This is a genomic window from Ruegeria denitrificans, assembly GCF_001458295.1.
Lineage (GTDB): Bacteria > Pseudomonadota > Alphaproteobacteria > Rhodobacterales > Rhodobacteraceae > Ruegeria > Ruegeria denitrificans.
In genome coordinates, this window is sequence record NZ_CYUD01000011.1 from 64,222 (window position 1) to 91,056 (window position 26,835).

Here is a 26,835-nt window from a genome sequence, read left to right on the forward strand (position 1 = left end):
CTGCGGCTTCAAGAAGGGCGGCCGGATAGATGCTGGCCATGACCCGGATTTCAAACCTTGTCGGTTCAGAAGCCACCCAAAAGGCCCGGACCCTGTTCCCGGGCATTCTGGTGGCCGTCATCGTTGCCGTGTCCGCCAAATTTCTATCCGAGCACTACGCGACACCAGCCATGCTGATGGCGCTGCTTTTGGGCATCGCGCTCAGCTTTCTGGGGGAAGAGGGTAAAACCGTCCCCGGGATCGGTTTCGCCGCAAAATCGTTGCTGCGTCTGGGCGTGGCACTGTTGGGTGTTCGGGTTTCGATGACTCTGATGATGGGGCTGGGCTGGGACCTGATCGCTCTGGTCGTGGGTGGGGTTCTGGTGACAATCGGCTTTGGCCTTCTGGTTGCCCGGTTTTTCGGCCACAAATGGCGCTTTGCTTTTCTGACCGCGGGTTCTGTCGCAATTTGTGGGGCGTCTGCCGCCATGGCCATCAGCGCCATACTTCCCAAGGATGAACGGTCCGAGGAACGGCTGATTTTTACCGTTCTGGGCGTCACTGTTCTGTCGACTATAGCGATGATCGCCTACCCGATCCTGGTGCGCGTCTTGGGCATGAACGATGTCGCAGGCGGTGTGTTTCTGGGCGGTACGATCCACGATGTGGCACAGGTGGTCGGCGCGGGTTTCTCGATCTCGGAACAGACCGGGGATACCGCAACGCTGGTGAAACTCATCCGTGTGGCAATGCTGGCCCCTGTGGTTCTGGTCGCCTCGCTGATCATTCGCGGCGTCGCTGAAATGGACGATACCGGCAAACGGCCCCCGATCCTGCCCGGCTTTGTCCTGGGCTTTCTGGTTCTTGCCGCTGCCAGCTCTTTCGGCCTGATCCCTCCCTTCATCACAGACCTGCTCAGCCAGACTTCGCGGTGGTTACTGCTGATCGCCATTGCAGCGGTTGGCATGAAAACCAACCTGAAACAAATCCTGTCGGTCGGCGGCGCTGCTATCGCCCTGATCGTCGTGGAAACGCTTTTCATTGCAGGGATTATCCTTGCCGGAATAACATTCCTGACCTGATCCGCCCCGACAGAAGGACGCCAGATGACCATCCAGCAACCGCAGATAGATACCAGCCCAAAAGTCTCGGACGAGGTCCGCAAGACCACATGTTACATGTGCGCCTGTCGCTGTGGCATCAACGTTCACATGAAGGACGGCAAGGTTGCCTATATCGAAGGCAACCGCGACCATCCGGTGAATAAGGGCGTTCTGTGCGCCAAGGGCTCGGCGGGGATCATGCAGGTCAACGCACCGTCGCGTTTGCGCAAGCCCTTGCGCCGGGTTGGTCCCCGCGGCTCGGGTGAGTTTCGTGAGATTGAATGGGACGAAGCAATCAGCACCGCCGTTGGCTGGCTGAACGAGCTGCACGAGACCGCGCCGCAGAAACTGGCCTTCTTCACCGGTCGCGACCAGAGCCAAAGCTTCACCAGCTTCTGGGCGCAGAATTTCGGCACCCCAAACTATGCGGCCCATGGCGGGTTCTGCTCGGTCAACATGGCGGCAGGCGGCATTTATACGATGGGTGGCGCGTTCTGGGAATTCGGTCAGCCCGACTGGGATCACACCAAGCTGTTCATGCTGTTCGGCGTGGCTGAGGATCATGACAGCAACCCGATCAAGATGGGCCTTGGTAAGATCAAGGCACGCGGCGCGCGAGTGATCGGGGTGAACCCGATCCGCTCGGGTTATAACGCCGTGGCTGATGACTGGGTCGGAATTACGCCGGGCACCGATGGGCTGTTCATCCTGTCGCTGATTCACGTGCTGATGAAGGCCGGCAAGATCGACCTCGATTACCTCAGCCGTTACACCAACGCGCCGGTTCTGGTGAATGCCGCAGAAGGCCCCGAGAACGGACTGTTCCTGCGCGACGCAGATGGCAAACCGTTGGTCATCGACCGCACCACCGGCGAGCTGACCGCCTTTGACAAGCCGGGCGTGCGCCCTGACCTGTCGGCGACCTACGAAAAAGATGGCGTCACCCACCGCCCGGTCTTCCACCTGATGGCGGAAAAATACCTGAGCGACGCCAACGCGCCCGAGGCCGTGGCCGAACGCTGTGGCATCCCGGCCAGCCGCATTCGCGCCATCGCGGCGGAAATCGCCCGCGTCGCCTTTGACGAGGCGATCGAGCTGGATCACGAATGGACCGATTTCCGCGGCGAAACGCACAGCAAGATGATCGGCCGCCCGGTCAGCTTCCATTCGATGCGCGGGGTGTCGGCCCATGCCAACGGGTTCCAGACTTGCCGCGCCCTGCACGTGCTGCAAATCCTGCTGGGCACTGTCGAGGTTCCCGGCGGTTTCCGGTTCAAACCGCCCTATCCCAAACCGGTCGAGGCGCACCCGACACCGCATGGCGACCGCCGTCCGGGCCGCCCGCTGAACGGGCCGCATCTGGGCTTTCCGCGCGGTCCCGACGATCTGTTGCTGGACGATGACGACAACCCTATTCGCATCGACAAGGCGTTCACCTGGGAAAACCCGATGTCGGCCCACGGGCTGATGCATATGGTGATCTCGAATGCCGCCGCCGGTGATCCTTACAAGATCGACACGCTGTTCATGTACATGGCGAACATGTCGTGGAACTCGTCCATGAACACCAAGGGCGTGATGGAGATGCTGACCGCCAAGGATGATGACGGCAATTACGTCATTCCGAACATCATCTATTCCGATGCCTATTCCTCGGAAATGGTGGCCTATGCCGATCTGGTCCTGCCCGACACCACCTATCTGGAACGGCACGACTGTATATCGCTGCTGGACCGCCCGATCTGCGAGGCTGATGCCGCCGCCGATGCAATCCGCTGGCCGGTGATCGAACCCGACCGCGACGTGCGCGGGTTCCAGTCGGTGCTGATCGAACTGGCCAACCGCATGAACCTGCCGGGCTTTACCAACGAAGATGGCAGCGCCAAGTGGAAGGACTATGCCGACTATATCGTCAACCACGAACGTCGCCCGGGCATTGGCCCGCTGGCCGGGTTCCGTGGCCCCGACGGCGACAAGGAAGGCCGCGGCGAGGTCAACCCGGAACAGCTGAACCGTTATATCGACAACGGCGGATTCTACGTCGCGCATATTCCCGAAGGCGCGGATTACTACAAACCGTGGAACACGGCCTATCAGGACTGGGCCGTTGGCATGGGTATCTATGACAGCCCGCAGCCTTACCTGTTCCAGCTCTACTCGGAACCGATGCGTAAATTCCAACTGGCGGCCGAAGGCCATGGTGAGCGGCAACCGCCCGAGCACCTGCGCCAGCGCATCAAGGACACGATGGACCCGCTGCCGATCTGGTACGAGACCGACCAACAGGGCAACGAAGGCTTCACCGTCAATGCCCTGACCCAGCGTCCGATGGCCATGTATCACAGCTGGGGCACCCAGAACGCCTGGCTGCGCCAGTTGCACGGGCGCAACCCGCTTTATGTGCCCACCAAGCTGATGCGCGAACACGGGTTGCAGGACGGCGACTGGGCCAAGGTCAGCTCGCCACACGGGGAAATCACGGTGCCGGTCATGGAAATGGCCGCGCTGAATGAAAACACCGTCTGGACCTGGAACGCCATCGGCAAGCGCAAAGGGGCCTGGGCCCTGCAAGAGGACGCGCCCGAGGCCACCAAGGGCTTCCTGCTGAACCACCTGATCCACGAGCTGATGCCACCAAAGGGCGACGGCATGCGGTGGGCCAATTCCGACCCCATTACCGGTCAGGCCGCCTGGTTCGACCTGAAAGTGAAGATCGAAAAAGCCGACGCCCCGGGTGACGCCGAAAGCCAGCCGGAATTCGATCCTATAAAATCGCCGGTGGGAACCGGCCCGAAAGATCTGGCGTGGAAGGTAGGCAAATGACCCAACTCCCCCAATCCACCGAACGTAAGATGGGTCTGGTTATCGACCTGGACACCTGTGTCGGCTGCCATGCCTGTGTGATCTCGTGCAAAGGCTGGAACACGGAAAACTACGGCGCGCCGCTGTCCGATCAGGATGCCTATGGCAGCAATCCGTCGGGCACCTTCCTGAACCGCGTACATTCCTACGAAGTGACCCCGGATGAGGGCCACGCACAGCTGATCCACTTCCCCAAATCCTGCCTGCATTGCGAGGATGCTCCGTGCGTCACCGTCTGCCCCACCGGGGCCAGCTACAAGCGGGTCGAGGATGGCATCGTTCTGGTCAATGAAAGCGACTGCATCGGCTGTGGCCTTTGTGCGTGGTCCTGCCCTTACGGAGCACGCGAGCTGGATCAGGCCGAAGGTGTGATGAAGAAATGCACCCTGTGCGTCGACCGGATCTACAACGAGAACCTGCCAGAGGTGGATCGCATCCCCTCATGTGTGCGCACCTGCCCCGCCGGGGCCCGGCATTTTGGTGATCTTGGCGACCCCAACAGCGATGTCAGCAAGCTGGTGGCCGAGCGTGAGGGCGTGGACCTGATGCCCGAAATGGGCACCAAACCCGTCAACAAATACCTGCCGCCCCGGCCCAAGGATCAGATCGAGGATCAGATCGACATTCTGGCCCCGCTGCTGGCCCCCGTCGCCGAAGAGCCCAAAGGGTTCCTTGGCTGGCTCGACAAAACTCTGGAGAAGCTCTGATGCATCCCGCACCTTCCGTCATCGTCTTCACCACCCTCTCGGGCCTGGGTTTTGGCCTACTGTTCTTCCTCGGTCTCGGCCTGCCCGTCGTCACCGGCTGGGTCGCCTTTGCCCTCTTTGCCATCGGCTTTGGCCTTTCCGTGGGTGGTCTGCTCGCCTCGACCTTCCACCTAGGCCATCCGGAACGCGCGATAAAGGCCTTCACGCAATGGCGGTCAAGCTGGCTCAGCCGCGAAGGCTGGTGCGCTGTGATCGCCCTGATCCTGATGGGGCTTTACGCCATCGGCGCGGTGTTTCTTGGCCAGCGCTGGGGTGTTCTGGGCTTTCTCGGCGCGTTGTTTTCACTGGCAACCGTGTTCACCACGTCGATGATCTACACCCAGCTCAAAACCATTCCGCGCTGGAACATGAAGCTGACACCGGCCATGTTCCTAAGCTTCAGCCTTGCCGGCGGGGCTCTTCTGGCGGGGCAACTCACGGCAGCGATGCCGTTGCTGTTGCTCGCAGGTGTGGTGCAACTGATGTACTGGCGCCAAGGGGACAAGGCCTTTGCCCAGTCAGGCACCGATCTGGGCAGCGCCACAGGTCTGGGTTCACGCGGTTCGGTCCGCGCGTTTGAGCCCCCCCATACGGGCACCAACTATCTGCTGCGCGAGTTCGTCCACGTGGTCGGCCGCAAACATGCTGAAAAGCTGCGGATCATCTCGTTCACACTGGCCTTCTTCGTGCCGTTGATCCTGCTGATGCTGCCCTTTCATCACATTCTGGCACTGCTGGCTGTACTATCGCATCTGGCTGGCGTCGCCATGTCACGCTGGTTGTTCTTTGCACAAGCCGAACATGTGGTCGGGCTGTATTACGGCAAACGATAAAAAAGGGGGCTCTCAGCCCCCTTTTTTGACCATGCAGGCCAATTCATCTTTGAAGACGTGCCGCTAGCCGGATGCAGACACCCGGCAAAGCCTGACTTATGTCAGACCGGCATGAGCCATCGCAGCGTCGATGGCGGTCTTGGTGCTGTCTTCCAGCGGTGTCAGCGGCGAGCGGATCTCTTCACTGCACAGACCCAGTTTTCCAAGCGCGTATTTTGCTCCGACCAGACCAGGCTCGATGAAAATCGCCTCGTGCAGGGGCATCAGGCGGTCCTGATACTCCAGCGCTTTGGCATAGTCGCCCACCAACGTCGCCTGCTGGAACTCAGCGCAAAGCTTCGGCGCTACGTTTGCAGTGACCGAGATGCAGCCAACACCGCCATGCGCGTTAAAGCCCAGCGCAGTGGCGTCCTCGCCCGACAGCTGACAGAACTCGGGCCCGCAGGCTGCACGCTGCTGGCTGACCCGTGCCAGATCACCCGTGGCGTCCTTGACGCCAACGATACGCGGCAGTTCGGCCAGTTCGGCCATGGTTGCCGGGGTCATGTCGACAATCGACCGGCCGGGAATGTTGTAGATGATGATCGGAATATCCGCACAATCATGCAGCGCGCGAAAATGCGCCACCAGACCCTTTTGGGTCGGTTTGTTATAATAGGGCGTCACAACCAGGGCTGCATCAGCGCCGATCTGTTCAGCGAATCGCACAAAGCGGATCGCCTCAACCGTGTTGTTCGACCCCGCTCCGGCAATAACCGGAACACGACCGGCGGCTGCTTTGACTACCTCTTCCACGACGGTTTCATGCTCTTCATGGCTGAGCGTAGGGCTTTCACCGGTGGTGCCCACAGGAACCACCCCGGTCGAGCCTTCCTGAATCTGCCATTCCACCAAGTGTTTGAGCGTCTTCAGGTCCAACTCGCCGTTTGAAAACGGTGTGACGAGGGCTGGCATTGAGCCTTTGAACATGACACGCTCCTTAGTGTGCAGTTTGTGTTTTTTGTGCCCAAGGATCGTCACAATCATGGCGATGTGAGTTGATACCGTCGGCACAAGGTTTATCCTGAATGGCTCTATCCTTGGTTGGTTGGGAAATGCAAGGCATGACACGCGTTCTAGCGCTTTTGATAGCAATGATTCTTGGGTCAATGGGGCAGGCGCAGGCCGATTCGGTCGGCGATCTGCGCGCCGGGATGAATGAGATGCGCAAGGGCGATTGGAATGCCGCCCTTCGCGTGTCGGGTAATCGGGGTTCGGTCAGTCGCGATATCATCGTCTGGCACTGGCTGCGCGAAGGCTTTGGCAGCTCTGGCGATGTGTTGGTGTTTATGGAACGCCGACCGGATTGGCCGGGGTTGGCCTGGCTGCGTCGCAAAAGCGAGCCGGTCTTTACCGGTGCTGATCCCGACCGGGTGTTGAAATTCTACTCCGACGTACCGCCGCAAACCGCCGAAGGGGCGCTGAACTACGCCGTCGCCTTGATGGCCAAAGGGCGCGAAGGCGATGCCGAGGCTGATCTGGTTGCTGCGTGGCGCACCATGCCGATGGGGAAAGGTCTGCAAAAGAACTACCTTGAGAATTTCAGCAAACTGCTGAAACCGCACCACGCGGCGCGGCTGGATCGGATGCTGTGGGACAACCACCTGGTCAGCGCGGGGCAGATGCTGCCCTTGGTCAGCGCCGATCAACGCAAGCTGGCCGAGGCGCGGATCGCCTTGCAAAAGCGCCAGCCCGGCGTCGATGGCAAGGTCGCTGCGGTGCCGAAATCCCTTACCGACTCGCCGGGTCTGGCCTTTGACCGTTTTGTTTGGCGCGATAGGAAGGAACTGGACGATAGCGCGATTGACCTGATGCTGGCACGATCGACCGGGCCTGAGGCGCTGGGTGAACCCGACAAATGGGCCGAGGGCCGTCGCCGTCTGGCGCGGCTTGAGATGCGCAATGGTGATATGAATCGTGCCTATCAGGTCGCCGCCAACCATCACATGACACCGGAAATGGGCTATGCCTATGCCGATCTGGAATGGCTGTCCGGGTTCCTGGCCCTGCGTAAGCTGAATGATCCGGCCACGGCCGTGCGGCATTTCCAGAACTTTTCAGGCGCAGTGCAGTCTCCGATTTCAAAAGGGCGCGGCGGATACTGGCTGGGTCGGGCCTATGGTGCGCAAGGGGATGCCGACAAAGCCTATGAAGCTTATGCGATGGGCGCGGATTACCAGACTTCGTTCTATGGCCTGTTGGCAGCTGAACGTATCGGGCGGCCCTTTGACAGTGAGTTGGCCAACCCCCGCCGCGCGCCGCATTGGAAACAGGCCGAATTTGCCGACTCCAGCGTTCTGGAGGCCGGATTGCTTTTGCTGCGTGCGGGTGAGGACAACCTGTCAGAACGCTTCCTGACCCATTTGGTTGAAGAGTTGGATCAGGTCCAGGCCACGCAATTGGGCGATCTGGTGATCGAACTCAAGGAACCGCATCTGGCGGTGATGATCGCCAAGCGGGCGGCGAAAACTGGAGTTGTTCTACCCGCCGCCTATTACCCGGTTCATCCAGTGGCCGATATGGGCCTGCCCATGGCCAAAGAGATGACGCTGGCCATCGCCCGTCGCGAAAGCGAGTTTGACCCGGTGGTGATCAGCGGCGCGGGCGCGCGCGGGTTGATGCAGGTGATGCCCGCCACGGCGCAGCTTGTGGCCAAGGAACTGGGTATTCTCAGCGGCCACAAGACGATCAAGCTGACCTCGGACTGGCAGTATAACGCCAAACTAGGTGCCAACTACCTGTCGGGGCTGGCAGAGGATTTCAACGGCAACGTGGTGATGATGGCCGCAGGCTATAACGCCGGGCCGCGCCGACCGATCTCGTGGATGGATCGGTATGGTGACCCCCGTGCCGGTGAGATCGACGTGGTTGATTGGATCGAGACGATCCCGTTCAGCGAGACGCGCAACTACGTGATGCGGGTGGCCGAAAGCCTGCCGGTCTATCGCGCGCGTCTTGGTGAACCCGCGCTGCCCGTCCCCTTCTCGCAGGAACTGATCGGTTCAACCCTGGCGGCGTTCGCGCCATAGGGTGAACAGACCCGCCGCCACGACCAGAGCTGCGCCCAGGACGACCTCTGGCCGCAGCATTTCACCAAAGACCGTGATGCCAAGGATGGTACCCCAAACCAGATGGAAATAGGCAAAGGGCTGCACCGCGCTGGCCTCGGCCATCTCATAGCATTTGATCAGCAACCAGTGACCCAAGACGCCGCTAACACACAGCACTGCCATCCACGCCCAGTCTGGGCGGGCCATCGGCTCCCAGAACCACATCCCCACCAGCGTCATCGCCACCGCCCCGGCGATACCGGTCCAGAAGAAACTGGTGGCCGCGCTGTCCTGACGGGCGACATAGCGGGTCAGCAACCCGTAAACCGCAAACATCAGCGCTGAAATCAGCGGGACAATGGCCCAAGGATTAAACACACCCTTACCCGGTTGCAGGATGATCAGGACCCCGATGCAGCCCACGCCGATCGCCATCCAGCGCCGCCAGCCGACCTGTTCGCCCAACACCGGCCCGCTGAGCGCGGCGACCAACAGCGGATAGCAGATAAACACCGCCATCGAGTCGATCAGACCCAGAACCGTGAAAGCAAACACCGCAACGCAGATCTCGGCGGCCAGTAAGACACCGCGAAACACCTGCAAGCCCAGTTGTTTGGTCTGCGCCGCGATCTGCAACCCTCCGGGCGCGCGGGCCGCCAGGGCGATCACAAACGCGGCGAAGAACCAATAGCGGATCATCACGACCATGTAGGTGTTATAGGTCCCCGCCAGATGGCGCGAGATTCCGTCTTGCAAGGCGAACACGACCGTTGCCGCGATCATCAGCGCAATTCCGGCGCGGGTGTTGTTCTGCTGTGTCACGCTTTGATCGCCCGCGTCATGTGGCGTTTGCGCCCGAATCCGGGGGTTCGGGATACGTCAAAGCCTGCGTCTTCCAAGCCTCGCCGTACAAAACCGGCAGCAGTATAGGTGGCCGCCGTGCCACGGCTGGCCGTGTGATCCGCTACGTGTCGCATCAGATCAGCCTCCCACAATTCCGGGTTCTTGGCAGGGGAAAACCCGTCCAGAAACCACGCATCGGCCCGCCCTGACCAGTCCGGCAATGTCTGACGCGCATCCCCTTCGATCACCTCAAGATGCAGGGTGCCCAGATCGCAGCGACCACCATTCCACTGAGCCAGAAAACGGTCGCTCCACGGCGCCACTTCGGGGAACGCCGCCAGTGCACGAGACATGTCTTCGGGCGCCATCGGGAAGGCTTCGAAACTGGTGAAGATCAGGGGCGTGGTTTGGCCTGATTTTTCCCATTCCGACCACACGGTCAGCATGTTAAGGCCGGTGCCAAAGCCCAACTCGGCGATGCGGAACCCAGGCGCAAAGCGCGCGGGCATGTCGTTGCCCGCCAGAAACACGTGCCGCGTTTCCTCTAAGCCGTTCTGCAACGAATAATAGGGATCATCGAAATGGTCCGAGACCGGAATCTGGTCCTCGGTCCATATCAGTTCGGCACGCTGGTCTGCCATCGGGGAATCCTGTAGCTAAGCGGCGCGACACTGAACAAGGATGAGGGGAATGGCAATGGTCGATGTAACGGTGCGCGGCGCGGGCATCTTTGGCCTGTCCATCGCCTGGACCTGCGCCCGTCGCGGCGCCAAGGTGCAGGTCGTCGACCCATTCGGCCCCGGTTCGGGCTCTAGCGGCGGGTTGGTCGGCGCATTGGCCCCGCATGTGCCCGAGAACTGGAACGCTAAGAAAGCCTTTCAATTCGACAGCCTGATCATGGCCGAGCCCTTCTGGAAACAGGTCGAAGCCACCGGCGGGGTTTCAGCCGGATATGCGCGTCTCGGCCGGTTGCAACCCATCGCCGACACCCGCACGCTGGAGCTTGCCCATGCCCGCGGAGTGACAGCGGAAATGCTGTGGCAGGGTCGCGCAGAATGGCGGGTTGTTGCGACCGATACGCTTGGGTCATGGTGTCCGCCCAGCCCGACAGGTTTCGTGATCCACGACACGCTAAGCGCCCGCATGCATCCCCGTCGCGCCTGTGCCGCGCTGGTTTCTGCGCTTGCGGTGATGGGTGTCGAAGTGGTGACAGACGCGCCGGATAAGGGACAGGTTGTCCACGCCACCGGTCTGGTTGGATTGCAAGAACTCAGCCAAGCCTTCGGCAAGACCGTTGGCAATGGCGTTAAAGGACAGGCCGCACTGTTGCGGTTCGACGCGGGCGCGGTGCCGCAGCTGTTCGCGGACGCAATTCACATCGTGCCCCATGCGGATGGTACGCTGGCGATCGGGTCGACCTCGGAACGCGACTATGACGACCCGACCAGCACGGATGCTGCGCTGGACGATGTACTGGATCGCACCATCCGTGCAGTGCCCATTTTACATGGTGCAGAGGTCATTGAACGTTGGGCCGGAGTACGCCCCCGCAGCAAAAGTCGCGCACCAATGTTGGGGGCACATCCATTGTATCAAGGGCAGTTCATCGCCAATGGCGGGTTCAAGATCGGCTTTGGCATGGCCCCAAAAGTGGCCGAGGTCATGGCCGATCTGGTTCTGGACGGGCGCGACGGAATTCCTGACGATTTCCGGCCCGAAGCGTCACTCTGAGCGCGCAACAGCGTCGGCCATCATACATTGCCGCCCATCGGGGCCGCGCACCCACAGGGATTGCTCTGCCCGGCACAGTGTCGCGGTTTCAAAATGCATCAATGGCGCGGTTGCACGGAACGAAAACTGCGCCAAAGGCCCCATTAATTCTTCGGCAAAAAGCATCAGCAGCTGTGCCAGCAGCGGGCCATGAACGACCAGCCCGGCATAGCCTTCGACATCGCGGGCATAGTCCAGATCGTAGTGGATACGGTGGCCGTTGAACGTCAGCGCCGAATAGCGAAACAGTAAGGTTGAATCGAAGGTGGCCTCACGTCGGTCGGTCTCATCGGTGCGCGCAGTGGGCGGGGCAGGCTTGAGCTCATCAGCCGAAGGGTCCTGCCGGTAGACCAGATCCTGCCACTCGGTCAGGCACAGGGTATCGCCCTGATAAATCTCATGCCGAAGCGTGACAAAACCCAACGGCCCGCTGCGCCCGGTTTTCGAGACTGCACCGTCGCAAATGGATCGGCGTTTGGCCATTCGGCCCGCAATCAAGGGCGCGTTGAATTCCAAACGCCCGCCGGCCCACATGCGGCGCGGCAGGCCCATGTCGGGAACCAGTCCGCTACCGACCTTGGGATGGCCATCCCGACCCAATTGGGATGGCGGATGAGGCGACCAGAAATAGAGTTGATGAAAGAATGGTGGCAGCGGAGATCCATCGGTCACCGCCCCCGCCCGCCCCAGTGCCACCTGAAATGCGGCGGCGCGGGCTGGGTCGATCACATCGGCTTGAATTTCCTCTGACATGCCAGCAGATTAGGCAGTCTGGCCCAAGCGAACAAGCGTTAGAACCCTGCCTCAACCCGCAGTTTTCCCATCAGAGTCCGGAGGCTGCTTTCATAGCGGTCGCTGGTCAGTTTTCCATGCTCATCGAACTCTTTCGAACTGTTGGCCAGATGAATTTCCGGGCCCTGCAAAATGCGCGGCTGGAACGGTACCATATAGCCGCGCAACACCATCTGCGCCCGCTCGCCCCCGGCACGGCCGGCCGCCGCCGACATCACCGCAACCGGCTTTTCAGCCCAGGGGCGGCCCTCTGTCCGGCTGACCCAGTCCAGTGCGTTTTTCAGCACGCCGGACGGACCTTTGTTGTATTCGGGTGTGGAAATGATCACCGCATGCGCCTGCGCGATCTGATCCGCCAGAGTTTGAACAGCCGCAGGAATGCCTTCGCCATCTTCCAGATCGCCATCATAGAGCGGCAGGTTCAGGTCAGCCTCGATATGTGTGCCGGGGTCAAACAACCGCGCAGCCTCGCGCAGCAGTTTGCGGTTGGTGGCACTTTGGCGCAGCGAACCGGACAGGCTCAGCAGGATCGGATCGGACATCGGGAAACTCCGCTGTGGTGTTTCCCCATAGCTAACTCAAAGCACGCGCGCACCAAAGCCCATGTGACGCGCAGTCAATGTGCGAAAAAGGGCACCCGCAGGTGCCCCCGGTTCGTTAGGTTTGGCCGCTGGGGACGATCTCGATATCAACCCGGCGGTTGCGGGCCTTACCCTCGGGCGTCAGGTTCGACGCGGCGGGGCGGTTTTCCCCAAGACCTATGGTCGTGAGGCGGGCACTGTTCACGCCGTTGGCCTGCAAGATATCCGCCACGGACCGAGCCCGGCGTTCGGACAACACTTGATTATAGGACGCTTCGCCATCGCTATCGGTATGACCGATAACCTGAACGTTCGAGTTGGGATACCGCGTTAGGTTCTGCCCGACCCGCACCAGGTCTGCGCGCAATGCCGGACGCACCGTCGCGCTGTCGGTATCAAAGCTGATATCGTTCGGTACAGTGACGATCAGGCGATCACCCGCATTGGTGACGGTGATACCCTGATTGGCCAGCTGCTGACGTAGCTCGGCCGCCTGCTTGTCAAGTTGGTTGCCGATCAGACCACCACCAGCGGCACCGATCGCACCACCTGCCAGCGCGCCCAACAGCGGGTCCGAGTCATTCGCAATGGCGCCAACGCCGGCCCCGACCAGACCGCCCAAAATTGCACCTTGTCTGGTGTTCTGATTGGGGTCGGATGGCAGGTTCAGCGTGCCAGGGTCTGTGCACGCACCCAAAACCAGGGCCGAGGACAGCCCGGCGGACAAAACAAATTTGGAAATCGTCATAATATCACCTTCTGCTCCGGCGCCCGTTCTCCGGGCGCGTATTGTTTGAAGCAGTATATCGCGTTGCCCGCAGGTGGGCTCAAGCAACAATCCGGTGAAATCGGCAAATACCCGCCACTTATGACGGCTCCGCAGGCACATCCCAGTGATTCTGTTCCTGCCAGATCGCGCGCAGCGGCTCACCCTGACCGCAGAAATGATCTTCGGTCAGCTCGCAGGCCCAGATGCGATCGGTACGGAAGTGGCGGAACCCGCTGCGCATCTCGCACCACGCGACCAGCATCGTGCATTCGATGTGATAGATCAGAGCAACCGGACGGACGACCCGTTCGGTCCTTACACCGTCGGCATCCTCATAGGTAATGCGAATTTTGCGTTCGTTCCGAATGGCCTCGCGATAATTCACAACCGGTACGCAGCCCTTTTCTGGGTCGTCCATCGGTGCGCCCCAAGGGGCGACCTGCAGCCAGTCCGTCGGCACGCGCAACGCCTCGATTTTGCGGCACACTCGGTCGGCAGCCTGTTGCAGTGTGCTATCCCCAGTTCGCGCCAGCATCGACAGGCCGACCCACAGGGCCTCGACCTCTTCAGCGTCGAAATTCAGCGGCGGTAGGTCATAGCCGCGCCGCATCAGATAGCCTACCCCCGCCTCACCCTCGATCGGGGTACGTTGCGCCTGCAGGGCTGCGATGTCGCGATACACCGTGCGCGCGGACACTTCCAACTTTTCCGCCAACATCTCAGCCGTTACCGGCGCTTTGGCCGAGCGCAGAATCTGGATGATTTCAAACAGTCGTGTCGAACGGCGCATTGGGTTCTCCGGTTGATCTGCTGACACTCTAGCACACCCCCCTGACAGGGTGGTGTCAGCAGTGATGGGCCAGACTTGGGATCAATTGAAAAGGAGAATCCCCATGCCCAGCCGCGACAACCACGTGATGATGACCCTGAAACTGGACCGCTGGGCGCAGGATCACACCCTGCGCGCCTTTGAAATCGAACGCGAGATCATGGCCGCACGTCGGCCCTGTGCCCCGAAGAAGCGAGCGAAACGGTTTTCGCTGGGCAATCTGAAACTGTTCTGGACCAGCACAGCCTAAGGTCAGAAATCCGCCTTGGCGCGAAATTTCATCGCAACCCCGCCTTCAGGGCTCTTCAGGCGTAGCTCTTCGGAATGCAGCATCAGGCGCGGAAAGTCCCGCGCAGCGCCCTCAGCATAGAACGGGTCACCCAGAATCGGGTGGCCCAACGCCTTCATGTGCACCCGCAGTTGATGTGACCGGCCGGTCTTTGGGAACAGCCGCAGGCGGGTCGTTTCAGCCTCAAGCTTGACCACGCGCCAGTCGGTGACGGCGGCTTTGCCGGTCTCGTGACACACCATCTGAAGTGGACGATTGGGCCAGTCCACGATCAGCGGCAGATCGACGGTTCCGGTCTTGTCTTCGACCCGCCCCCAGACGCGCGCCACATAGGTCTTGCGGGTCTGACGATTTTCGAACTGCATGCTCAGATGTCGCTGAGCGTGGGGTGTTTGAGCAAAAACCATGACGCCGGACGTGTCCCGATCCAGCCGATGCACCAAAAGCGCTTGCGGAAACGCCGCCTGCACCCGGGTCAGTAGGCAATCAGCCAAATGCTCACCCCGCCCAGGCACCGACAAAAGCCCCGAGGGTTTGTTCACCACAATCAGCTGCATATCCTCGTGCAACACGTCCAAGGGGGTCGTCGGGGGATCATAGGTCTCGCTCATGCGCGCCTGCCTATCGCAGCGCGCCACCTCCCGCAACGTCGTGCTTGCCTGAACGGAATTGTTCAGTAACTCTCGGGCCGAAGCGGAGGAAAAGAATGCACCCCACGATCCAGCGCATGCAAGACGTTGTCGCCAAGGGCGATGAAAGCCTGATCCACGAATTGCTAGCAGAAGACGTGCGGTTCTCGCCCCCCACCTACTACAGCACCTGGACCGGGCGCGCGCCGGTGGCGGCAGTGCTGGGCCATGTAGGGCAGGTGTTCTCGGACTTTCGCTATCGCCGCGTGATGGGCGCGGGCAAGGACTGGGCATTGGAGTTTCAGGGCCAGGTCGGTGATCTGGATGCGGTGGGCGTCGATCTGATCACCCTCAACGATGACGGGCTGATTCAGGAATTCGAGGTCGTCATGCGCCCGCACAAAACTATCGGTGCCCTGCGCGAGGCGATGATGGCGCGGATCATGACCGATGCACGGTTCCTTGAATTCAAAAACGCGCTGAGCTGACCATGCCTGTCGCCCCGGATCAGCTGTTGCGCGTGCCCCTGCTGCCGGTTCTGGCGGTGCAGGGCCTGTCGGTACGTCGCAACGCCCAATTGCTGCCGGAACCAATTGGCCCGCGCGAGGGGCGCGACGGGCGTGGGCCCCGACTGCGATTACTGATCGCGGGCGACAGCTCGGCCGCCGGGGTCGGTGCGGGGACACAGGCGCAGGCGCTGTCCGGACATCTCGTGTCCCGATTGGCCAGCCACTACACTATCGAATGGCAGCTTGAAGCCACCACGGGACACACAACTCAGGATACAATTGACCGATTGCGCGGCCTGAGCGGCCAGTTCGATATGGCCCTCACCGCACTTGGCGTGAATGACGTGACGCGCGGCGTGACGTGCAAGCGCTTCGTGGACCGCCAGACCCAATTGTTGGAAGTTTTGACCGGCCCTCTGGGTGTAAAACGGCTGGTCGTTACGTCTGTGCCGCAGATGAACCGGTTCCCCGCCCTGCCGCAACCGCTGGCCTGGGTTCTTGGCCATCAGGCAAGGCGACTGGATCAGGGTCTGCGGCAGGTCGCAGCCAGTTTCCAGCAGGCGCAGCATCTGACGCTGGACTTGCCCGACGATCCGGCCCTGATTGCGCCGGACGGATATCACCCAAGCCCGAAAACTTACGCTATCTGGGCCAAAAAGGCCGCCCGCCTTCTTCGTCAGGCCTGAGCCCGCATCTGCCGGATCATCGGAATCGAATACACCACCAGAGCCGTCCAGATCAGAGGAAATGCAATCATGCGTCCCCGGTCAATCTGTTCACCGAACACGGTAATGGCAGTGATGAAAATCATGGTCGGGGCGATGTATTGCAGAATACCCATGGTCGACAGCCGCACCAGCTTGGCCCCGTTGGCATAAACCAGCAGAGGCACCGCAGTCACCACCCCAGCCGCGCCCAAAAGCAAGGTGTCAGAGGCAACCACACCAAAATTGCCGGTGCCTTGCACACCCAACCAAGTGACGTACATCAACGCCGGGATCAGCAGGATCAGGACCTCAAGCAGAAAGCCCTGATTGGCACCAATTGGCAGCGACCGTTTGAAAAACGCATAAAATCCCCACGTCACCATCAACCCTAGTGCTGGCCACGGCAAACTGCCAGTCTCGATGATCAGAACCAGCACGCCCAGCGCCGCAATTGCCACCGCCACCAGCTGCGTTTTCGTCAACGGTTCCCGCAATAGAACCGCGCCCAGCGCAATGCTGAATAGCGGATTGATGTAATACCCCAGCGCCGCATCTAATGCCCGGTCATTGGCAATCGCCCAGATATAAATCGCCCAGTTCACCGAGATCAGCGTCGCCGTCAGACAAGCCATCGCCAACATCTTTGGATTCATCAAGGCCGCTTTCAGATCTCTTGTTCGTCCCAATACCACTAGCAACAAGCCAGCTACAGGCACGGACCAGATGACGCGATGGGACACGATCTCAATCGGTCCGACATGCGACAAGGCCTTCATGTACAGGGGCAAAAAGCCCCAAAGGACGTAGGCGGTCACAGCCAGCGCCAGCCCTTTGGGCGTGTCTGTATTGTTCGGTGGAACAGGGGTGTCTGCCACGACAAGTCTCCGGCTGATACCGTGTTTCTCTACGGCAAATCAGACCGGTTTGGAAACCGCGAAAACTGTGAAGAGGGTCATCAGGAATTATGATACGTCGCGCCAGCACAGGCAGGCCCAGAATCGAGCCAGGGCGCAACAGCGCCCCGACAATATGATTACACCTTAACGCGTTCGGATTTCGGGTCGTACATTGGCTTTAGCGATGCCTCTGCCCTGACCTTTACGCCGCACACGTCGATCTCGTAAGTCGAGGCCAGCACATCCGCCGCCTTCTCACCCTCACACGGAACATAGCCCAGACCGATGGCACCGCCCAGAGTGTGACCATAGTTGCCTGAACTCAGATAGCCCACATATTCGCCATCCCGGATGATCGGTTCGTTGTGAAACAATAGCGGTTCGGAATCGGTCAGCTTGAACTGGACCAGACGGTTTTTGGGCCCGCTTTCTTTGCGCGCAATCACCGCCCCGCGGCCGATAAAGTCGCTCCCCTTGTCAACCTTCACGGCAAAACCAAGGCCCGCATCGACCACGTGGTCTTCGCAGGTGATGTCATGGCCGAAATGGCGGAAGCCCTTTTCGATCCGACAACTGTCCATCATATGCATGCCGCACAGTTTCAGGCCCATGTCCTGACCCGCCTCATGCAGGGTTTCAAACACGTGCCCTGCCATGTCGGACGAGACATAAATCTCCCAACCAAGCTCACCCACATAGGTCACGCGATGCGCGCGGGCGAGGCCCATGCCGATCTCAATCTCCTGCGCAGTACCAAACGGGTTGGTCGCGTTCGAGAAATCGCTGGGCGAGACCTTTTCAAGCAGCGCGCGCGCGTTCGGGCCCATGACAGCCAGAACACCCTCGCCCGCTGTGACATCGGTAATAACCACGTTGAAATTACCGGCGTGGCGCATCATCCAGGTTTGGTCCGCCAGTCGGGTCGCTGCCGGAGTGACCACCAGATAGGAAGTTTCCGTCAGGCGGGTGACGGTCACGTCAGCCTCGATCCCACCGGTGCGGTTCAGGAGCTGGGTATAGACGATCTTACCATTCGGCACCGAATAATCGCCGCCACCGACATAGTTCATGAACTTCTCGGCATCCGGCCCTTCGACACGGATTTTTCCGAACGAGGACATATCGTACATCCCCACATTCTCGCGTACGGCGCGGTGTTCGGCGGCCGAGTTTTCGAACCAGTTCTGGCGCTTCCAGCTGTACTGGTATTCACGCTCCTGCCCTTCGTTCGCAAACCAGTTGGCGCGTTCCCAACCAGCCAGTTCGCCCATCACGGCGCCCTGTTCCAGCAGTTGATGGTGGAATGGCGTCCGCCGCACGCCCCGCGCTGTAGCCTTCTGGCGATACGGATAGTGGTCGGCATAAAGCAAGCCCAGCGTTTCCTTGGAACGCTCAAACAGATACTGTCTGTTGCCCTGGAACGGCTGCATCCGGCTGATATCTACATCGCCCAGATCAAACGGTTTCTCGCCGCTGTCCATCCATTCGGCCAGCGCCATACCCGCGCCACCGGCTGATTGGATACCGATCGAGTTGAAGCCCGCGGCGACCCAGACATTGTCCATCTCGGGTGCGAGGCCCAGATGGTATGCGTCGTCGGGTGTGAAAGACTCCGGTCCGTTAAAGAAGGTGTGAATACCGGCCTCGGCCAACATTGGCATCCGTTCACAGGCAGCTTCGAGGATCGGTTCGAAATGATCGAAATCTTCGGGCAGCTGGTCGAATTCGAACGTGTCAGGGATGCCGTTCATCGCCCAGGGCTTAGCGTTGGGCTCAAAGGCCCCCAGCAGGATTTTCCCTGCGTCTTCCTTGTAATAGGCGCATTCATCCGGCACCCGCAGCACCGGCAACTGGGTCAACCCGTCGATGTTCTCAGTAACGATATAGAAGTGTTCGCACGCGTGCAGCGGGACATTGACGCCCGCCATGCGACCAACCTCATGCCCCCACATCCCGGCGCAGTTCACCACCATGTCGCACTCGATATGACCCGAGGCGCTGCGGTCATCGGCAACCCAATCGACACCGGTCACCGTGCGGCCCTGCCTGACGATATCGGCAACCTTCACCCGCTCTTTGACAACCGCACCGCGCTGACGTGCGCCTTTTGCCAGAGCCAGTGCAATATTCGCCGGATCACCCTGCCCGTCCAACGGCAGGTAAACGGCGCCTTTGACACCTTCGAGGTTGATGTGCGGATACAGGTCCTGAACGCGCTCGTTTGAAATCTCTTCAACTTCGACACCAAAGGCGCGGGCCATGGCGGCCTGACGGTAAATCTCTTCCTTGCGCTCTTCGGTCAGTGCTATAGTGATCGACCCGCAGCGCTTGAACCCGGTTGCGACGCCGGTTTCTTCTTCAAGCGAGCCGTAAAGCTCCTGACTGTACTTGGCCAGCTTGGTCATGTTCGCCGTGGCACGCAGCTGCGCGATCAGACCCGCCGCGTGCCATGTTGTGCCGCTGGTCAGCTGCTTGCGCTCCAGCAACACAACGTCATTCCAGCCCTTCTTGGTCAAATGATACGCAACCGAGCATCCGATGACGCCGCCGCCGATGATGACCACTCTGGCCTTGCTGGGAAGATCAACCATCCTGAGAATCTCCGATGTGTCAGGTTTGCGCCAAAATGCCACGGAAGATCGACAATAAATGCACCAAAACCGTCACAGTATTGGCGATTTTCACCGTTGTATCGCTGCCCGTTTTTCCCGTCTTACAACAAAGGGGGTGATGCCGAAGAAGCTTTTGTAGACCGAGGAAAAACCGTTGGGAAAGCCGCAGGCAAGCCCGATTTCACGAACGCTCATCGTGGTGTTCAGCAACAGGTTATTGGCCTTGGCCAACCGCATTTCGCGATAGAACCCATTGGGCGTAGTGCCAAAAAATGTTTTGAACTTCCGCTCAAGCGACCGGTTTGACAGGTGCAGCGAATCGACAATCTGATGGATCGGCAGCGGGTCCTCAATATTGGCCTGCATCAGCTTGATGCACTGATCCAGCCTGGCATCCCCAGTCGCCGTTAGCTTCACCCCGGAAAACGGCTGCATCGAGGAGAAATCGCGGATGTTCTCATGCAGCATGATATCGGCCACCGTCATCTTGGCGGGACCCGAGATATGGCGACCGATCACAGCCAGCGCCACATCTGTTGTCGCCTCCATCCCGGCGCAGGTCACTACCGCACCCTGTTCGGTGGCAATGGACAGCTTGGCTTCGAACCTCGCACCGCGCTCACGTAGGAACGAGGCGTTCTCCCAATGGGTTGCCATGTCGCCCGTGCCGTGTTCGTTGATATAGCGGCTGGCGGCTTCGGCCAACAGGAACACCTTGGCACCGCGAAACGTGTAATCCGACACGACACGCCCCAGCGACAGGTCGGGGTGATCCGGGTCAGAATTGCCAATCACGAACAGGTAGTCCGCCTTGGGTTGCGCCGGGACAGGATCAGTTTGAACCATCGCCTCGCTGCTGCTGGAAATCGGGCCGCCTTTCAGTGACCGATAGGCATATGTGAACGGAGGCGTTGGGCACACTCGGTTGGCTAGCCGCAGAACCTCGACCAGTGACGCCAGTTCCAACAAAACATAGCCCGGTGCCACGAGGATATCGAAATGCTGCTGAGTTTGCGGTGAGTTGTCTGAACGTGTCCGCATCGCCTTTTCCTCAGACAATCCGGTGACCGGCTGCGCGCAACCGGTCGGCCAGTGTTTCGATGTGATCTGGGCCGACCTCGCAACAGCCGCCCACAATAGTCGCCCCCTGCGCCACCCAGGCCATGGCGTGATCGGAGTAAGCTTCGGGCCCTAAGTCCTGACGCTGTTCCAATGCGTCAACTGTGGGCGCGTCTTCCAGAAAACCCTGCGATATCCCGGTGAACCCGTTGGCATAAGCCCCGAACGGACGACCCAGTTGCTCGATGATCGGTAGTGCTGCCGGAATCGCCTCGGGTCGCGAGCAGTTGATCAGCACTGCATCGGGCGCAAAGCGCCTTACCAGCGGTTCGATATCCGCCAACGGCTCTCCCGAGCGCAGGCGGGTTCCGTCATCATCCATCACCGACAGTCCCAGCCAGACCGGTTTACCACAGCCGTCCGTGCCACGCAGGGCCCCTTCACCTTCCTGCACCGAACACACAGTTTCGATCAGGAACAAATCGACGCGTGGGGCCATCAGTGCCACAAGCTCACCGAATTTACCTGCCGCATCTAACGGGTCAGGGTTCAGATCGGGTCGGTACGAGGCCAATAGCGGCCCCAGCGACCCGGCGATCCGGGCCTCGGCTCCCTCACGGGCCCGTTCGGCTTGTGTCAGAGCTGTGTCGATCAGGTTTGGGACCTGATCCTCCATCCCAACCCGCGCCAGACGCGAACGGTGGACAGCATAGGTGTTGGTGGTGGCAACGGTCGCACCGCGACGAAAGTATTCGCCATGCACGTCAGCCACCAGATCGGGATGGTCCATCATCACCCGTGTCGACCACAGCGGTGTCGCCCGGTCACCGCTGCGTTTGACCAGTTCCTGTCCGATTGAGCCATCCAGAAGAGTGATATCCGCCATTTCTCAGCCTATTCAGGGAATCAGCACAAGTTTGCCCGCAAACGCCTTGGATTGAAAATCCGCCTGTGCAGTCGCGATGTCTTTTAGGGGGTAAGTCTTTGAAACCAAGGGCATGATGCGCCCTCCATTGATCATCCCGACCAGCCGCCCGAACACATCGAACGCCTGATGGGTGCAGCCGTGAATGGTGATGTCGCGCAAATAGATATCGCGCAGGTCGGCCTGCACGACCGGGCCTGCGATGGCGCCTGAAACTGCGTAATGACCACCCGGTTTCAGAGAAAGGATCAAATCGGACCACATCGGACCACCCACAACGTCGATTACCGCGTCGAACATATCTGCAGGCAATTCAGCATCACGGTCGAACGTGTCCGTCGCACCCTGCAACTTGACCACTTCGGTCTTGGCCGGGCTGGTAACTCCCCAGACAGTTGCTCCCCGCAACGCTGCGAGTTGCACGGCCGCCAAACCCACACCGCCGGACGCGCCGGTGATCAGCACTTTTTGCCCCGAGGTCACCCCTGCACGGGTCAACAGGTTTTCGGCTGTGCCAAAGGCGCAGGGAATGGCGGCGATTTCTACGTCAGACAGGGGCGAGGCGCTGACGTCATACAAATCATCCGCCTCAACCAGACAGTATTGCGCAAAGGCCCCATCCAGTTCCGACCCCAACGCAACGAAACCGGTCGGGTGGCCGGGTCTGGGACGGGGCAGGTTGATGGGGCAGGTCACACGCTGGCCTGGTTGGAACACGACCCCTTCCCCCACCACCTCGACGATACCGCACAGATCACCGCCCTGAATACGCGGGAATTGCAGCGCACCGCCCCAGCCTCCGGCATCGACATCCTGATCTACGGCATCTGTCGCGCCTGTCACATCCGAAGAATACCAACCGACCCGCGTGTTGATATCCGTGTTGTTCACCCCCGCAGCCAACACCCGGACCAGCACCTGTCCTGGCCCCGGCTGTGGCACCGGTATGTCATCGCGCCATTCCAACGCCTCAGGCCCGCCGTGCTGGGTCAGGTAAATGCCTGACATGACTTTAGGTATCGTCATCGGGTGATGCCTTTATACGGGATCGTCGGGATGCGGTGGAACCGGACCCATCGGGATGATGTCATAACGGGCGTTCAGCTCTGCCATCTTCGTTTCATCAGCGAAATCCGCTTTGGTCATAGTCGCAAGTTCCGCAAGGAATCCGTCAAACCCCGAGGGCTGAAAAATCATCAGCATCCGCGCCGGCGAAGCGTCGGCCACGCGGCAGGCATGCGGCACACCCGCCGGCACATGCATTGTGGTACCTAGCCCGCACCGATGCCAGTCACCGTCGACGTAGAAATCCACCGCACCCTCCAGAATATAGAAGGTTTCGGCATGTGTGTCGTGGCGATGAAGGCCAAGCGCGAAACTGGCCTTCAAATTGTCTTCCATGAGCGTATAAGCACCATTCGTATCCCGGGCCGAGACCTTTACGAACGTATGGTCGCTTTCCCAGTCATAGTTGGGACCCTCACCGGACCCCAATTTGGAATATCGCTTGCTCATGGTTCCTCCGTCAGGGGTTATGCGCGCAACCGCTCGTTCTGAGGATCCCAGAGCGGTTGATCCTCTTCTACCACGGCGCGACATTTCTGACCGTAGATTTCCACCTCAAGCTCGGTGCCGGGGTTGGCAAGCTCGGCCTTGATCATGCCCAGCGCGATGGATTTTCCAACGCGATAGCCCCAGGCTCCGGACGTGGTTTCGCCCACGATCTCGCCATTCTGCCAGATGCAGGACATGTACGGCGCGTCGCAATCGCCTGCGTCCACTGTCAGGGTGACAAAGGACTTCTTCACGCCCTGCTGCTTTTCGTTCTGGATCGCGGCCTTGCCCGGGAAGTCCTGCGGCTTGTCCAGCTTGACGAACCGCTCCAGACCACCTTCGAGCAGCGAGTAATCAGTCGACAAGTCGCCTTTCCACGCGCGATAGCTTTTCTCAATGCGCAACGAATTCAGAGCATACATACCGAACGGTTTGGCACCGGCCTCAAGGATCGCGTCATAGATCGCAGGCATGTCCGCATTTTCGGCATGAACCTCCCATCCCAGTTCACCCGCGAAAGACACCCGCAGTAGGGCGACCCAGCCGCCCTTGATTTCGCTTTCCTGAAAGCTGAGCCATGGCAACGTCAGATCGGCTTGGCAAACCTTGCTTAGCACATCGCGAGACTTGGGGCCGGTCACGATCAACGTTCCCATGCGCGTGGTCCAGTCCTCCAGCGTGAAGGTGGCATTGGCGGGCATGTGACGCTCGAGCCATTCGCGGTCGTGCCATTGCGCGGTGGCCGCCGTGACCAGAACGAACAGGTCTTCGGCCTCGCGCGTAACCGACATTTCGGTCAGGATGCGGCCCCGCTCGTCCGAGAAATAAACCAACCCGACACGGCCAATTTTGGGCAGCGACCCGGTTACAAGCCCGCGCAACCATTCATCCGCACCGGGACCTTGGATCTTGAACCGAGAGAAGCCCGGAAGGTCCAGCACACCGCACTGGTCGCGCACAGCCTCGCATTCTTCTTTGACGCGTTGCTCCCACGGACCCGAGCGGCCCCAGGTATGGGTGGCCTTAAGCGAAGTGTCATCGCCGGGCTGTGCGAACCAGTTGGCCCGTTCCCAACCGTTATAGGCCCCCATGACGCCGCCCAGTTGCTTCACTTTGGCATGGACCGGCGACAGCTTCTTGTCGCGCGCGGCGGGCCATTCGTGTTGAGGATAGTGCATGGCGTATTCGTTGCCATAGACCTCAAGGCCCTTCTGGTTGCAGTAGTCCTGATCGGTGTAGTCGGTGTAGCGACGCGGATCGACGGCCCACATATCCCATTCGGTGTGGCCATCGACGATCCATTCGGCCAACACTTTGCCTGCACCACCGCCCTGCGCGATGCCGAAGGTAAAGGTGTGCGCTTCGAACGCGTTTTTGACACCCGGCATCGGGCCGATCAGTGGCAGGCCGTCCGGCGCATAGGGGATCGGCCCGTTGATCACGCGACCAACGCCCGAGGTCGCCATCAGCGGCACCCGCTCCATCGCGTCAGTTACGATGTCCTCGATCCGATCCAGATCGTCATTCCACAGCTGGAACGAGAAGTCTTCGGGCATCGGATCATCTTCGGTCATCCAGTGGCCCTTGCAGTTGGGCTCGTACGGGCCAAGGTTGAAGCCGTGCTTCTCTTGCCGCAGGTAGTACGAGATATCCACGTCGCGCAGCAGCGGCAGCTTCTTGCCGCCGTTTGCTTTCGACCATTCTTCAACCTCGGGGATTTCGTCGGTCAGCAAGTACTGATGGCTCATGACCATCGCGGGAACTGTGCGGCCGCCAAATGGTTTGAACCACTCGCCAACACGCTGCGCATAGTAACCTGCGGCGTTGACTACATAGTCGCAGGCGATATCGCCCTTGTCGGTATGTACGGTCCAGGTGCCGTCGTCGTGCTGAGTCACGCTAGTCGCCGGGCAGAAACGGATGATCTTCTGGCCCATGTCGCGGGCGCCCTTGGCCAGCGCCTGTGTCAGCTGCGCAGGGTCGATGTCACCATCGGTCGGGTCATACAGCACGCCCTCTAGATCGTGCGTTTCAAGGAAAGGATAGCGTTCCTTTGCCTCTTCCGGGGTCCACATCTCCATCGGGATGCCCTGATACAGGCCCATCGACATGGCGCGCTCGAATTCCTGCATCCGCTCTTTGCTGTGCGCCAGACGGATCGAGCCGGACTGATGGTAGTTCATCGGATAGTCGACTTCTTCGCCCAGCCGCGCGTACAGCTCGGTCGAGTAACGCTGCATGTTCATGATCGCCCATGAGGTCGAAAATGTCGGCACGTTACCCGCCGCATGCCAGGTCGAGCCTGCGGTCAGCTCGTTCTTTTCCAGCAGAACGCAATCGGTCCAGCCTCTCTTGGCCAGATGGTACAGCGAGGAAGCCCCCACCACACCGCCACCGATAACAACCACGCGGGCTTTTGTCGGAAAATCGCTCATTGATCTTGATCCTTGTTACTGTGCCCGTTGGGGCAGATCGTCTGTGATGTCGTAATAATCGCCCTTGTCCGCGACAAAGATGTGTTGGGCGAGTTTCAGTCCTGTCGGCTCGTCCAGTGAACCTACGGAAATCGCGATCGTGTCCTCTTCGTTGTGCTGCCAGAACAGGAACGAACCACAGGCGCTGCAAAAGCCGCGCCTTGCAATATCGGAGGCGCGATACCAGCCCAGCGTGTCGCTGGCGGTAAAGGCCAAGTCGTCTTGATGCGTCACGGTCGAGGCCCACAAGTGCCCCGACTGCCTGCGGCACTGACCGCAATGGCAGGCGTTGGGCGGGGTGAGATCTCCGTCGATGGTGAATGCGACCTTGCCGCAAAGACAGGAACCAGTGTGCATGTCATTACCCCCTTGCTGCGGGCGTGGAGCTGGCCCCCAGCAACACGCCATAGATGATGAAACAGGTCGCCATGACCCGGCGCACCCAGATGTTGAACACAGCCCCCAGTGCCGCCTTGCCCATCAGCGCGCCCAGCAAGGTGAACCCGGTATAGCTGAGCATGGTGATGACCAGCGCGGTGGGCATGATCACCCCCATCTGCTGCCAGATCGGCACATCAGGCTGCACAAACTGCGAAAAGGCCGCCAGATACCCCGCGACGCTTTTGGGGTTAATCGTCGCCACGGCAAGCGCGTGCAGATAGACATGCCGCGCGGGCCGTTCGGACGCAGGCGCAGGTTTCGTTGCATTCATCCAGCCGCGAACACCCACCCAGATCAGGAAACCCGCGCCCACCAGTTTTGCAATGAAAAACCCGGTCGGAGAGGCCGCGATCAGCGCAGTCACACCCATCGCAGACAGGATCAGAAACGCGCTGGCCTGCGTCAGGATCGCCAGAACCCCCAGCATCGCCTTGGGAAACGGCAGGCTCATCCCGTTCGAAATGCAATTGACCGCATTCGGCCCCGGTGTGGTCACGAACACCACCCAAAACAGTGCGAATATGGTCCAGGCCTCGAAACTCAT

Annotated in this window: 26 protein-coding genes; 9 read left to right on the top strand and 17 right to left on the bottom strand. The window is 60.2% G+C overall.

What is annotated here, in order from left to right:
* Window positions 1-38 precede the first annotated feature (38 nt).
* From RUE5091_RS16635 to RUE5091_RS16650, 4 genes are read left to right on the top strand one after another with little or no spacing between them, the layout of a single operon-like run.
* Entirely contained in the window at window positions 39-1,061 is a 1,023-nt protein-coding gene (locus tag RUE5091_RS16635; protein ID WP_165590794.1) for a YeiH family protein, read from the top strand.
* Between the two features lie 24 nt (window positions 1,062-1,085).
* The gene (locus tag RUE5091_RS16640) at window positions 1,086-3,905 is read left to right on the top strand and encodes a molybdopterin oxidoreductase family protein (RefSeq protein WP_058283069.1); all 2,820 of its coding nucleotides are present in this window, start codon (window positions 1,086-1,088) and stop codon (window positions 3,903-3,905) included.
* Window positions 3,902-4,651 (top strand): 4Fe-4S dicluster domain-containing protein, encoded by a 750-nt coding sequence (locus tag RUE5091_RS16645; RefSeq protein ID WP_058283070.1) that lies wholly within the window; start codon window positions 3,902-3,904, stop codon window positions 4,649-4,651. Before RUE5091_RS16640 ends, RUE5091_RS16645 begins: the two co-directional genes overlap by 4 nt.
* Complete coding sequence (locus tag RUE5091_RS16650; protein ID WP_058283071.1) at window positions 4,651-5,523, top strand: dimethyl sulfoxide reductase anchor subunit family protein; 873 nt, start codon at window positions 4,651-4,653, stop codon at window positions 5,521-5,523. Before RUE5091_RS16645 ends, RUE5091_RS16650 begins: the two co-directional genes overlap by 1 nt.
* Window positions 5,524-5,619: 96 nt before the next feature.
* Here RUE5091_RS16650 and dapA read toward each other — a convergent pair whose 3' ends face one another.
* On the bottom strand, window positions 5,620-6,492 hold the full coding sequence (dapA, locus tag RUE5091_RS16655; RefSeq protein ID WP_058283151.1) for a 4-hydroxy-tetrahydrodipicolinate synthase: 873 nt from the start codon (window positions 6,490-6,492) through the stop codon (window positions 5,620-5,622).
* A gap of 134 nt (window positions 6,493-6,626) precedes the next feature.
* On the opposite strand from dapA, the gene RUE5091_RS16660 reads away from it, so the two are divergent.
* Entirely contained in the window at window positions 6,627-8,591 is a 1,965-nt protein-coding gene (locus RUE5091_RS16660; RefSeq protein WP_058283152.1) for a lytic transglycosylase domain-containing protein, read from the top strand.
* On the opposite strand, the gene RUE5091_RS16665 is transcribed toward RUE5091_RS16660, so the two are convergent.
* Together RUE5091_RS16665 and mnmC2 are read right to left on the bottom strand one after the other, a co-directional pair.
* Entirely contained in the window at window positions 8,565-9,434 is an 870-nt protein-coding gene (locus tag RUE5091_RS16665; RefSeq protein WP_058283072.1) for a DMT family transporter, read from the bottom strand. The genes RUE5091_RS16660 and RUE5091_RS16665 overlap by 27 nt on opposite strands.
* A complete protein-coding gene (gene mnmC2 / locus RUE5091_RS16670) occupies window positions 9,431-10,096 on the bottom strand; it encodes a tRNA (5-methylaminomethyl-2-thiouridine)(34)-methyltransferase MnmC2 (protein WP_058283073.1) in 666 nt (221 codons plus the stop codon). Before mnmC2 ends, RUE5091_RS16665 begins: the two co-directional genes overlap by 4 nt.
* A 49-nt stretch (window positions 10,097-10,145) precedes the next feature.
* Between mnmC2 and RUE5091_RS16675 the strand changes: the two genes are divergently transcribed.
* Window positions 10,146-11,186 (top strand): NAD(P)/FAD-dependent oxidoreductase, encoded by a 1,041-nt coding sequence (locus RUE5091_RS16675; protein ID WP_058283074.1) that lies wholly within the window; start codon window positions 10,146-10,148, stop codon window positions 11,184-11,186.
* Here the strand turns inward: RUE5091_RS16675 and RUE5091_RS16680 are convergent.
* From RUE5091_RS16680 to RUE5091_RS16695, 4 genes are all read right to left on the bottom strand, one after another.
* A complete protein-coding gene (locus RUE5091_RS16680) occupies window positions 11,178-11,978 on the bottom strand; it encodes an HTD2 family dehydratase (RefSeq protein WP_058283075.1) in 801 nt (266 codons plus the stop codon). The two genes, RUE5091_RS16675 and RUE5091_RS16680, sit on opposite strands and share 9 nt — an antisense overlap.
* Window positions 11,979-12,016: 38 nt before the next feature.
* Window positions 12,017-12,559 (bottom strand): NADPH-dependent FMN reductase, encoded by a 543-nt coding sequence (locus RUE5091_RS16685; protein ID WP_058283076.1) that lies wholly within the window; start codon window positions 12,557-12,559, stop codon window positions 12,017-12,019.
* A 115-nt stretch (window positions 12,560-12,674) separates the two neighbouring features.
* Window positions 12,675-13,346 carry a YiaD family glycine zipper/OmpA-like lipoprotein gene (locus RUE5091_RS16690; RefSeq protein WP_058283153.1) on the bottom strand — a complete coding sequence of 224 codons (672 nt, stop codon included), beginning with the start codon at window positions 13,344-13,346 and terminating at the stop codon, window positions 12,675-12,677.
* A gap of 118 nt (window positions 13,347-13,464) precedes the next feature.
* The gene (locus tag RUE5091_RS16695; RefSeq protein ID WP_058283077.1) at window positions 13,465-14,157 is read right to left on the bottom strand and encodes a helix-turn-helix transcriptional regulator; all 693 of its coding nucleotides are present in this window, start codon (window positions 14,155-14,157) and stop codon (window positions 13,465-13,467) included.
* A 103-nt stretch (window positions 14,158-14,260) separates the two neighbouring features.
* On the opposite strand from RUE5091_RS16695, the gene RUE5091_RS16700 reads away from it, so the two are divergent.
* Window positions 14,261-14,446 (top strand): hypothetical protein, encoded by a 186-nt coding sequence (locus RUE5091_RS16700; protein WP_058283078.1) that lies wholly within the window; start codon window positions 14,261-14,263, stop codon window positions 14,444-14,446.
* Between the two features lie 2 nt (window positions 14,447-14,448).
* Here RUE5091_RS16700 and RUE5091_RS16705 read toward each other — a convergent pair whose 3' ends face one another.
* On the bottom strand, window positions 14,449-15,096 hold the full coding sequence (locus tag RUE5091_RS16705) for an RluA family pseudouridine synthase (RefSeq protein ID WP_058283079.1): 648 nt from the start codon (window positions 15,094-15,096) through the stop codon (window positions 14,449-14,451).
* 95 nt (window positions 15,097-15,191) lie between these two features.
* Here RUE5091_RS16705 and RUE5091_RS16710 point away from each other — a divergent pair, with 95 nt between their 5' ends.
* The gene (locus RUE5091_RS16710) at window positions 15,192-15,602 is read left to right on the top strand and encodes a nuclear transport factor 2 family protein (protein WP_058283080.1); all 411 of its coding nucleotides are present in this window, start codon (window positions 15,192-15,194) and stop codon (window positions 15,600-15,602) included.
* Between the two features lie 2 nt (window positions 15,603-15,604).
* Window positions 15,605-16,309: an SGNH/GDSL hydrolase family protein gene (locus RUE5091_RS16715; protein WP_058283081.1), complete on the top strand. Its 705-nt coding sequence runs from the start codon at window positions 15,605-15,607 to the stop codon at window positions 16,307-16,309.
* On the opposite strand, the gene rarD is transcribed toward RUE5091_RS16715, so the two are convergent.
* From rarD to RUE5091_RS16760, 9 genes are all read right to left on the bottom strand, one after another.
* Window positions 16,300-17,205: an EamA family transporter RarD gene (gene rarD, locus RUE5091_RS16720; protein ID WP_058283082.1), complete on the bottom strand. Its 906-nt coding sequence runs from the start codon at window positions 17,203-17,205 to the stop codon at window positions 16,300-16,302. The two genes, RUE5091_RS16715 and rarD, sit on opposite strands and share 10 nt — an antisense overlap.
* A 158-nt stretch (window positions 17,206-17,363) precedes the next feature.
* The gene (locus RUE5091_RS16725) at window positions 17,364-19,817 is read right to left on the bottom strand and encodes a GcvT family protein (protein ID WP_058283083.1); all 2,454 of its coding nucleotides are present in this window, start codon (window positions 19,815-19,817) and stop codon (window positions 17,364-17,366) included.
* Between the two features lie 90 nt (window positions 19,818-19,907).
* Window positions 19,908-20,879, bottom strand: coding sequence for a GlxA family transcriptional regulator (locus RUE5091_RS16730; RefSeq protein WP_058283084.1), 972 nt, complete (start codon window positions 20,877-20,879; stop codon window positions 19,908-19,910).
* Between the two features lie 10 nt (window positions 20,880-20,889).
* On the bottom strand, window positions 20,890-21,783 hold the full coding sequence (locus tag RUE5091_RS16735; protein ID WP_058283085.1) for a homocysteine S-methyltransferase family protein: 894 nt from the start codon (window positions 21,781-21,783) through the stop codon (window positions 20,890-20,892).
* Between the two features lie 12 nt (window positions 21,784-21,795).
* Window positions 21,796-22,848 carry an alcohol dehydrogenase catalytic domain-containing protein gene (locus RUE5091_RS16740; protein ID WP_058283086.1) on the bottom strand — a complete coding sequence of 351 codons (1,053 nt, stop codon included), beginning with the start codon at window positions 22,846-22,848 and terminating at the stop codon, window positions 21,796-21,798.
* Window positions 22,849-22,860: 12 nt separating this feature from the next.
* Window positions 22,861-23,337, bottom strand: coding sequence for a cupin domain-containing protein (locus RUE5091_RS16745; protein ID WP_058283087.1), 477 nt, complete (start codon window positions 23,335-23,337; stop codon window positions 22,861-22,863).
* Between the two features lie 17 nt (window positions 23,338-23,354).
* A complete protein-coding gene (locus tag RUE5091_RS16750) occupies window positions 23,355-25,811 on the bottom strand; it encodes a GcvT family protein (protein WP_058283088.1) in 2,457 nt (818 codons plus the stop codon).
* A 15-nt stretch (window positions 25,812-25,826) separates the two neighbouring features.
* The gene (locus tag RUE5091_RS16755; RefSeq protein ID WP_058283089.1) at window positions 25,827-26,207 is read right to left on the bottom strand and encodes a GFA family protein; all 381 of its coding nucleotides are present in this window, start codon (window positions 26,205-26,207) and stop codon (window positions 25,827-25,829) included.
* Between the two features lie 4 nt (window positions 26,208-26,211).
* Window positions 26,212-26,835 (bottom strand): LysE family translocator, encoded by a 624-nt coding sequence (locus RUE5091_RS16760; RefSeq protein WP_058283090.1) that lies wholly within the window; start codon window positions 26,833-26,835, stop codon window positions 26,212-26,214.

What these genes read in the sequence shown, in the direction of transcription:
- RUE5091_RS16635 (WP_165590794.1), top strand. Translation starts at nt 39, where the DNA reads ATGACCCGGATTTCAAACCTTGTCGGTTCAGAAGCCACCCAAAAGGCC.
- RUE5091_RS16640 (WP_058283069.1), top strand. Translation starts at nt 1,086, where the DNA reads ATGACCATCCAGCAACCGCAGATAGATACCAGCCCAAAAGTCTCGGAC.
- RUE5091_RS16645 (WP_058283070.1), top strand. Translation starts at nt 3,902, where the DNA reads ATGACCCAACTCCCCCAATCCACCGAACGTAAGATGGGTCTGGTTATC.
- RUE5091_RS16650 (WP_058283071.1), top strand. Translation starts at nt 4,651, where the DNA reads ATGCATCCCGCACCTTCCGTCATCGTCTTCACCACCCTCTCGGGCCTG.
- dapA (WP_058283151.1), bottom strand. Translation starts at nt 6,492, where the DNA reads ATGTTCAAAGGCTCAATGCCAGCCCTCGTCACACCGTTTTCAAACGGC.
- RUE5091_RS16660 (WP_058283152.1), top strand. Translation starts at nt 6,627, where the DNA reads ATGACACGCGTTCTAGCGCTTTTGATAGCAATGATTCTTGGGTCAATG.
- mnmC2 (WP_058283073.1), bottom strand. Translation starts at nt 10,096, where the DNA reads ATGGCAGACCAGCGTGCCGAACTGATATGGACCGAGGACCAGATTCCG.
- RUE5091_RS16675 (WP_058283074.1), top strand. Translation starts at nt 10,146, where the DNA reads ATGGCAATGGTCGATGTAACGGTGCGCGGCGCGGGCATCTTTGGCCTG.
- RUE5091_RS16680 (WP_058283075.1), bottom strand. Translation starts at nt 11,978, where the DNA reads ATGTCAGAGGAAATTCAAGCCGATGTGATCGACCCAGCCCGCGCCGCC.
- RUE5091_RS16685 (WP_058283076.1), bottom strand. Translation starts at nt 12,559, where the DNA reads ATGTCCGATCCGATCCTGCTGAGCCTGTCCGGTTCGCTGCGCCAAAGT.
- RUE5091_RS16690 (WP_058283153.1), bottom strand. Translation starts at nt 13,346, where the DNA reads ATGACGATTTCCAAATTTGTTTTGTCCGCCGGGCTGTCCTCGGCCCTG.
- RUE5091_RS16695 (WP_058283077.1), bottom strand. Translation starts at nt 14,157, where the DNA reads ATGCGCCGTTCGACACGACTGTTTGAAATCATCCAGATTCTGCGCTCG.
- RUE5091_RS16700 (WP_058283078.1), top strand. Translation starts at nt 14,261, where the DNA reads ATGCCCAGCCGCGACAACCACGTGATGATGACCCTGAAACTGGACCGC.
- RUE5091_RS16705 (WP_058283079.1), bottom strand. Translation starts at nt 15,096, where the DNA reads ATGAGCGAGACCTATGATCCCCCGACGACCCCCTTGGACGTGTTGCAC.
- RUE5091_RS16710 (WP_058283080.1), top strand. Translation starts at nt 15,192, where the DNA reads ATGCACCCCACGATCCAGCGCATGCAAGACGTTGTCGCCAAGGGCGAT.
- RUE5091_RS16715 (WP_058283081.1), top strand. Translation starts at nt 15,605, where the DNA reads ATGCCTGTCGCCCCGGATCAGCTGTTGCGCGTGCCCCTGCTGCCGGTT.
- RUE5091_RS16725 (WP_058283083.1), bottom strand. Translation starts at nt 19,817, where the DNA reads ATGGTTGATCTTCCCAGCAAGGCCAGAGTGGTCATCATCGGCGGCGGC.
- RUE5091_RS16730 (WP_058283084.1), bottom strand. Translation starts at nt 20,879, where the DNA reads ATGCGGACACGTTCAGACAACTCACCGCAAACTCAGCAGCATTTCGAT.
- RUE5091_RS16735 (WP_058283085.1), bottom strand. Translation starts at nt 21,783, where the DNA reads ATGGCGGATATCACTCTTCTGGATGGCTCAATCGGACAGGAACTGGTC.
- RUE5091_RS16740 (WP_058283086.1), bottom strand. Translation starts at nt 22,848, where the DNA reads ATGACGATACCTAAAGTCATGTCAGGCATTTACCTGACCCAGCACGGC.
- RUE5091_RS16745 (WP_058283087.1), bottom strand. Translation starts at nt 23,337, where the DNA reads ATGAGCAAGCGATATTCCAAATTGGGGTCCGGTGAGGGTCCCAACTAT.
- RUE5091_RS16750 (WP_058283088.1), bottom strand. Translation starts at nt 25,811, where the DNA reads ATGAGCGATTTTCCGACAAAAGCCCGCGTGGTTGTTATCGGTGGCGGT.
- RUE5091_RS16755 (WP_058283089.1), bottom strand. Translation starts at nt 26,207, where the DNA reads ATGCACACTGGTTCCTGTCTTTGCGGCAAGGTCGCATTCACCATCGAC.
- RUE5091_RS16760 (WP_058283090.1), bottom strand. Translation starts at nt 26,835, where the DNA reads ATGAGTTTCGAGGCCTGGACCATATTCGCACTGTTTTGGGTGGTGTTC.